Origin of the sequence: Streptosporangium sp. DT93 (assembly GCF_049844535.1) — a bacterium.
Classification (GTDB): Bacteria; Actinomycetota; Actinomycetes; order Streptosporangiales; family Streptosporangiaceae; genus Streptosporangium.
Genome location: NZ_JBNCLF010000040.1, coordinates 1 through 8426 on the forward strand (window position 1 = coordinate 1; position 8426 = coordinate 8426).

Sequence of the window (8426 nt, forward strand, 5' to 3'; positions counted from 1 at the left end):
ATGCCGCGCTTCACGCGGTCGCTTTGACGGGTGTGGCTCAGGGGGCGGCGATGCCGTTCGCCTGGTCCGGAGTGAGGCTCTACGCCCAAGGGGCCGCGACCTTGCGAGTGCGGCTCGTCAAGCAGGGGTCGTCCGTGGGGATCGACATCGCCGACGCGGCAGGCCTGCCGGTGGCCTCGGTCGAGGCGCTGGCCGTGCGCGCGGCGACCGCGACCGTCAGCGACCTCTACGAGCAGGTCTGGACACCCGTTCCCGCGGACGCGCGTGAAGACGCCGATGTCGTCGTGGTGCGCGGCCAGGGCGTGCACCACGTGCTCAGGACACTGCAGGAAACGCACGAGAAGCTGGTGATCCTCACCCGGGGCGCGGTGGCGTTGCCCGGTGAGGACGTTCACGACCTCGAAGGCGCCGCGGTCTGGGGCCTGGTGCGCTCGGCGCAGCAGGAGAATCCCGGGCGGATCGTCCTCGCCGACGCCGACGAGGCGGACCTTCCGACGATCCTGGGAACGGACGAGCCTCAGGTCGTCGTCCGCGAGGGGATCGCCTACGCCCCCCGCCACCGGCGGGTTTCCCCGGCCGAGCCCCGGCGGCTCGGTGGAACGGTGTTGATCACCGGAGGGACCGGAACGCTGGGCGCGGAGCTGGCACGGCATCTCGTCACGAACCACGACGTCGAACGTCTCGTCCTGCTGGGGCGGCGCGGAACGGCGGCCCCCGGAGCGTCCGAGCTGGTGGCGGAGCTCAAGGAGCACGGCGCCGAAGTGGAGGTCGTCGCCTGTGACGCGTCGGACCGGGAAGCGCTCGCGGCGGCGCTGAAGGACCGCGACCTCGACGCGGTCGTGCACGCCGCCGGGGTGCTCGACGACGGTGTGATCGCCTCGTTGACGCCCGAGCGGATCGACAGGGTGTTCCATCCCAAGGCCACCGCCGCCTGGAACCTTCACGAGCTCACCGGGGAGATGGAGCTTCAGGCCTTCGTCCTGTTCTCCTCGGCCGCCGGGGTGATGGGAGCGCTGGGGCAGGGCAACTACGCCGCCGCCAACGCCTACCTCGACGGCCTCGCCGCCCACCGGAAGGCCAACGGCCTGCCGGCGCAGTCGCTGGCCTGGGGCCTGTGGGAACAGACCAGTGAGCTGACCGAGGCCGCCGACCGGAGCCGCCTGGCACAGGGCGGCATCCTGCCGCTCTCCACGCGGGAGGGGCTGGCGTTGTTCGACGCGGCGCTCACGCTCGACCAGGCCCTGCTCGTTCCCGTCCGGCTCAAGCCGGTCGCCCGGCAGCGGGGCGCCACACGGCGCACGGCGAGGAACCAGGCGGACACCGGCCTGCGCCAGCGCCTGGCCGCCATGCCCGAGGACGAGCGGCGGCAACACCTGGGTGAGGTCGTCCTGGCCCAGGCCGCGGCGGTCCTGGGATACAGGGACGCCACGGCCGTGGACCGCGAGCGGACCTTCCTGGAGACCGGCTTCGACTCGCTGTTCGCGCTGGAACTGCGCAACAGGCTCAACGCGGCCACCGGCCTGGAACTGCCACCCATGATCGTTTTTGACAGCAAGAGCCCGGCCGGACTGATCGAGCACATGACCACGAACCTGGCCGCCCACACCGAGACACCCCGCGCGGAGGACACCGTGGCGGCGCTTTTCCGCGGAGCCGTCGGCGGTGGCGCGGAGATTCCCAAGGTCTTCGCCGTGCTGCGGGCGATCGCCGACCTCCGGCCGCGGTTCGACTCCGAGCTCCCCGAGCCGCCGGTCGCGGCCAAGCTGGTCGACGGCACCGAGAACCCGAGGCTGATCTGCCTCGCCACGCCGATGGTCGCCGGTGGTACGCACCAGCACGCCCGGCTCGCCGCACCGTTCCGGGGCAGGAGGTCCGTGTACGGGCTGCCACTGATCGGCTTCGCGGACGGCGAACCGCTTCCCGGCACGGCCGAAGCGGCCACCGAGGCCATCGCGGAAAGCGTACGCCGGGCGGCGGAGGGCGAGCCGTTCGTTCTCGTCGGCTACTCGTCGGGAGGGTTGCTGGCCTACGCCGCCGCCCGTCGCCTCGAGGCGACGGGCGTACGGCCGGCCGGACTGGTGCTCCTGGACACCTACGACGTCCAGGACCACGGCATGCCCGAGGGGTTCGAGCACATGACCTACCGGATGCTGGAGATGGAGTCGACGTTCGGCCCCTACGACAGCGCACGGCTGTCCGCGATGAGCCGGTACTTCCATCTGCTGCCCGGACTTGACCGGGGACGGATCGAGATACCTGTGCTGTTCGTCGGCGTGGAGAAGTCGTTCAAGCCCGACGGAGCCGACTTCCTCAAGGCCGTGCCGTGGGACGTCGAGCACGAGCTGAGGATGTCACCGGGCAACCACTTCACCCTCGTCGAGGACGAGGCGGAGGGCACCGCGCGGATCATCGAGGACTGGCTGGGGGAGTTGCGGTGACACGGGCGATCAGCGTCAAGGGGACCGTGCCCTTCGGCCGGCACCGGACGTGGTACCGGATCACGGGTATACCGGGGAGCACCCGGCCGGCGCTCGTCACCCTGCACGGCGGACCCGGCGCCACCCACGACTACCTGCAGAATCTCGCGTGGCTGGCGGAGTCCGGCTGGCCGGTGGTGCACTACGACCAGATCGGCAACGGCGGATCGAGCCATCTCCCGGACAAGGGGGCGGACTTCTGGACCGTTCAACTGTTCCTGGACGAGCTCGACAACCTCCTGCGGGCCCTGGCCATCGACGACAACTATCTCCTTTTCGGGCACTCGTGGGGCGGCATGCTCGCCGCGAAGCACGCCTCCGCTCGCCCGCCGGGCCTCAAAGGCCTGATCATCGCGAACTCGCCGGCCTCGTACGAGCTGTGGCTCGGCGAGATGAAGGCCCTTCGTGAGGATCTTCCCCCCGGGGTGAACGACACGCTGCTGCGTCACGAGAGCGCGGGCACCACCGGAACGGACGAGTACCTCCAGGCCTCGATGGCCTTCTACGACAAGCACGTCTGCCGGATCCGGCCGTGGCCGAAGGAGTACACGGCCACGTTCATGGAGATCTACAACGACTCCACGGTCTACCTCACGATGAACGGCCCGACCGAGTTCCACGTGGTCGGCACGTTGAAGGACTGGTCCGTGACCGACTGCGCCGCCGACATCGCGGTGCCCACGCTGCTCGTCTCGGGACGGCACGACGAGGCGACACCGGCCACGGTACGGCCGTTCGCCGAGCTGATCCCCGATGTCCGCTGGGAGATCTTCGAGCACTCCAGTCACGTGCCCAACCTGGAGGAACCTGACCGGTTCCGCGAGGTCGTCGGTGAGTTCCTCAAGCAGATCAGCTGATCAGGAAGCGCAGGTGGGGTGACCCGTGGACGCACAGGTCGAGCAGCTCGTCGAGGCACTTCGCACCTCACTGGTGGAGAACGAGAAGCTCCGTCAGCAGAACAACCGCCTCGTGGCGGTGACCACGGAACCCATCGCGATCGTGGGCATGTCGTGCCGGTTCCCCGGTGGCGTCGCGTCACCGGCCGACCTGTGGCGACTGGTCGAGTCCAGGACCGACGCGATCTCGCCGTTCCCGGCCGACCGCGGATGGGACCTCGACGCCATCTACGACGCCGAACCCGGCAGGCCCGGTAAGAGCTACGTCCGGGAAGGCGGCTTCCTGCACGACGCGGCCGAGTTCGACGCCGCCTTCTTCGGGATCAGCCCGCGTGAGGCGCTCACCATGGACCCCCAGCAACGGCTGCTGCTGGAGACGTGCTGGGAGGCGATCGAGGGCGCGGGCATCGATCCGCTCTCGTTGCGCGGCAGCCGGACCGGGGTCTTCGCGGGAGTGCTGTACCACGACTACGGCATGAGCGCCGGCACGTCCGGCAACGGCAGCCTGGTCTCCGGCCGGGTGGCCTACTGCCTGGGTCTTGAGGGGCAGGCCATCTCGATCGACACGGCATGCTCGTCGTCGCTGGTGGCCATGCACTGGGCCATGCAGGCCCTGCAGCGCGGCGAGTGCTCGATGGCGCTGGCCGGCGGGGTCACCGTGATGGCCAACCCGTTGACGTTCATCGAGTTCTCCGGCCAGCGGGCCCTGGCGGCCAACGGCCGGTGCAAGCCCTTCGCGGAGGCCGCGGACGGCACCGCCTGGGGCGAGGGTGCCGGCGTGCTCCTGCTGGAACGGCTCTCCGACGCCCGGCGCAACGGCCACGAGGTGCTGGGCGTGATCCGAGGCTCGGCGGTCAACCAGGACGGTGCGTCGAATGGCCTGACCGCGCCGAACGGGCTCGCGCAGCAACGGGTCATCCGGCAGGCACTGGCGAACGCCGGCCTGTCCCCCGCGGACGTCGACGTCGTGGAGGCGCACGGCACGGGAACCAGGCTCGGCGACCCGATCGAGGCGCAGGCCCTGCTGGCCACCTACGGCAAGGAGAGAGAGCGGCCGCTGTGGCTGGGCTCGCTGAAGTCCAACATCGGGCACACCCAGGCCGCCGCCGGCGTCGGCAGCGTGATCAAGATTCTGATGGCCCTGAGGCACGGGATGCTGCCGAAGACGTTGCACGTGGACAGCCCGACGTCACACGTGGACTGGGAGACCGGAGCCGTCCGCCTGCTGAGCGAGAACCGGCCTTGGCCCGCCACCGACCGGCCGCGCCGCGCCGGCGTGTCGTCCTTCGGCGCCAGCGGGACCAACGCCCATCTGATCATCGAGGAACCGCCGTCCAGGACGGAGGCACCGACGGGCACGGTCACCACGCTGTCCCCGGTGCCGCTGCCCCTGTCCGCCAAGACCGATCAGGCACTCAGGGGGCAGGCGGAGCGTCTGCGGGAGCACATCGGTGCGCACCCGGACATGACGCCGGTCGATGTCGCCTTCTCCCTGGTCACCACGCGTTCCGCCTTCGAGCACCGCGCGGTGATCGTGGCACGCGACAGGCAGGAGATCGTCGAGGGCCTGACCGCCCTGGCGCGGGGCGAGTCCTCGGGCCGGGTGTCGCGTGCCGCCGTGGCCGAGGGCGGACTCGCGTTCCTGTTCACCGGACAGGGCAGTCAGCGTGCCGGGATGGGTCAGGAGCTCAGCCGGGCGTTCCCGGTGTTCGCCGAGGCCCTCGCCGACGTCTGCCGGCATCTCGACAAGCACTTCGACCGCCCGGTGCGGGACGTGATGTTCGGTGACGCGGAACTGCTGCAACAGACCATGTTCACCCAGGCCGCGCTGTTCGCGATCGAGGTGGCGCTGTTCCGGCTGCTGGAGTCCTGGGGCGTGAAGCCGGACTTCGTCATGGGTCACTCCGTCGGCGAGCTGGCGGCCGCGCACGTCGCCGGCGTGCTGTCCGTCGAGGACGCGGCGTTGCTGGTGGCCGCGCGGGGCAGGCTGATGCAGGAACTTCCCTCCGGCGGGGCGATGGTCGCGGTCCAGGCCTCGGCGGAGGAGGTGCGCCCGCACCTGGTCGACGGTGTCGGCATCGCCGCGGTGAACGGTCCCGACTCGGTGGTCGTGTCCGGCGTGGCCGCCGCGGTGGACCAGGTCGTCGCGGCACTGGGCGAGCGCAGATCCCGCCGGTTGCGGGTCTCGCACGCCTTCCACTCGCCCCTGATGGAGCCGATGCTCGCCGAGTTCGGGTTGATCGCCGGAACCATGACCTACCACCAGGCCAGGATCCCGGTGGTGTCCAATGTCACCGGTGCGGTGGCGGACGTCGGATCGGCGGACTACTGGGTACGGCACGTGCGGGCCACGGTCCGGTTCATGGACGGTGTCCGCGCGGCGCGCGACGCGGGTGCGAGGACCTTCCTCGAGCTGGGACCGGACGCGGTCCTGTCGGCCATGGGCAGGGGCTGCGCCGAGGACGTCTCGTTCGTCCCGTTGCTGAGAGCCGACCGGTCCGAGTACGAATCGCTGGTCAGCGGAATCGGCCGCGCCTTCGCGCACGGAGTCCCCGTCGACTGGCAGCCGATCTTCGCCGGCACCGGTGCCCGCCGGGTGGGACTGCCGACGTACGCCTTCCAGCGGGAGAGGTTCTGGCTCGCCGAGCCCGAGTCGCGGACCGGCGCGGCGGGCGGGTTCGACGGTGGTTTCTGGGAGGCGGTGGACGAAGGCGATCTCGACGCCCTCACGTCCATGCTGGGGGTGACCGACGACGACACGCTGAGCGACGTGATGCCCTCCCTGGCCGCCTGGCGCCGGACGAGGCTCGACCGCTCCACCGTGGGGCAGTGGCGGTACCGCGTCACCTGGAAGCGGCTGAGCGACGGCGCGCTCGGCGTTCCCACGACCGGCAGGTGGCTGGTGGTGTGCCCCCCGGAGCCGGACGACCACGTCGAGTCGGTCATCCGTGCGATGGCGGAGAGCGGCGTGACCGTCGTGCGCTCGGGCCCGGAGCCGGACGACGTGGACGACGTGGACGGGGTGCTGTCGCTGCTCGCCTTCACGCGAGGCACCCATCCCACCGGTATGCCGAACAGCCTGGCGTCGACGCTCACGGTGATCCAGGATCGGCGGGACGTCCCGCTGTGGATCGCCACGCGTGGGGCGGAGGACGATCCGGAACAGGCCCTGCTGTGGGGGCTGGGCCGGGTTGCGGCACTGGAGCAGCCGGAAAGCTGGGGCGGGCTGGTGGACCTGCCGCCGATCGTGGATGACAGGACGGGTCCGAGACTCAACGCCGTTCTGGGGGGCGAGACCGGCGAGGACCAGGTCCTCCTGCGAGCCGAGGGCGTGTTCGGACGCCGTCTCGTACGCGCCCTGCCGGCCGGCGGTCCCGCGGGCCCGTGGCGAGCGCGAGGGACCGTGCTGATCACGGGTGGCACCGGTGCGCTCGGCATGCGGATCGCCCGGTGGCTGGCCCGCAACGGCGCCGAGCGCCTGGTCCTGATCAGCAGGCAGGGATCGACCGCTCCCGGCGTCGCGGAGTTGGAGGCCGAGCTGGCCGGTCTCGGCGTCCCGGTCACCGTGGTCGCCTGTGACGTCGCGGATCTCGACGCGCTGTCCGATCTGGTGACGCGCCTGCGCGCCGACGGGCCGCCGATCAGGGCAGTGGTCCACACAGCCGGGGCGGACGCGACGCGCCCGCTGGCGGAGACCTCTCCTGAGGACTTCGCGGGCGTGCTGCGCGCGAAGGTGGGCGGCGCGGCGAACCTCGACGCGTTGTTCGGCGAGGACACCGAGAACGGCGTCGACGCGTTCGTCCTGTTCTCCTCGATCGCCGGTGTCTGGGGTAGTGGCGGCCAGGCCGCGTACGCCGCCGGCAACGCGTACCTCGATGCGTTGGCGCGCGGCAGAAGGTCGCGGGGCCTTCCCGCGACGGCGGTCTCGTGGGGTCCGTGGGCCGAGTCCGGGATGGCCGCGCGGGAAGGCGACGCCGAACGGCTGCGGCGCATGGGCCTGCCCCCGATGAGTCCCGATTCGGCGATGGTCGCCATGGGGGACGCGCTGCAGCAGGACGAGACCACCCTGACGGTCGTCGACGTCGACTGGAGCCGGTTCGTCCAGGCCTTCACGACCGGCCGGCCGAGCCCCCTGTTCGGGGAACTACCCGAGGCTCAGCAGGACGCCGAGACACCCGAGTCCGGTTCGCCGGACCTGCTCACACGGCTGGAGGGGTTTCCGGAAGCGGAACGGAGCGCCGTTCTTGTCGAGCTCGTCCGGGAACGGGCGGCCGCGGTCCTCGGGCACTCCGACGCGCACGCCGTCGGCGTCCACAAGCCCTTCCGCGACCTCGGCGTGGATTCGCTGACAGCGATCGAGGTCCGCGACCAGATCAGCGCGGCGACCGGACTACGGCTGCCCGCGACCACGGTGTTCGACTACCCCACACCCGCGAGACTCGCCGAGCATCTCGCCACGGAACTGCTCGGCACGGCTGCTCGGTACACCCCGCTTCAGGCGCCGGTGGCGCAACAGGACGATCCGATCGTGATCGTCGGGATGGCGTGCCGCTATCCGGGCGGTGTCGCATCACCGGATGACCTGTGGAAATTCGTGGTCCGCGAAGGGGACGCCATATCGCCGATCCCCGACGACCGTGGCTGGGATCCGGGACTGTACGACCCGGAACCCGGCAGGCCGGGCAAGACCTATGCCGGCGAGGGCGCCTTCCTCGACGGCGCGGGAGACTTCGACGCGGCGTTCTTCGAGATCTCGCCGCGCGAGGCGGTGGCCATCGATCCGCAGCACCGGCTGCTGCTGGAGACGGTGTGGGAGGCGTTCGAGGACGCCGGGATCGACCCGGCCTCCCTGCGCGGCAGCCAGACCGGTGTGTTCGCAGGCGGTTCCTACTATGGGTACGCGTCCGAGTACGAGTCCGCGGACCTGGCCGGATATCTGAGCATCGGGCGTTCGAGCAGTGTGCTGTCCGGCCGAGTGGCCTACACCTTCGGCCTGGAGGGGCCGGCGATCACGGTGGACACGGCGTGTTCGTCGTCGTTGGTGGCGTTGCAT

At 70.8% G+C, this 8426-nt stretch carries 3 protein-coding genes; all 3 read left to right on the forward strand.

Annotated features, from left to right (window positions below):
* The first annotated feature begins 107 nt into the window (after positions 1 to 107).
* Positions 108 to 2438 (forward strand): type I polyketide synthase, encoded by a 2331-nt coding sequence (locus ACLQ2R_RS39315; RefSeq protein ID WP_425966518.1) that lies wholly within the window; start codon positions 108 to 110, stop codon positions 2436 to 2438.
* Positions 2435 to 3334 (forward strand): proline iminopeptidase-family hydrolase, encoded by a 900-nt coding sequence (locus ACLQ2R_RS39320; protein WP_425966516.1) that lies wholly within the window; start codon positions 2435 to 2437, stop codon positions 3332 to 3334. Before ACLQ2R_RS39315 ends, ACLQ2R_RS39320 begins: the two co-directional genes overlap by 4 nt.
* Positions 3335 to 3359: 25 nt before the next feature.
* Positions 3360 to 8426 (forward strand): type I polyketide synthase (locus ACLQ2R_RS39325; protein WP_425966517.1); only part of this gene is annotated, 5067 nt, incomplete at its 3' end.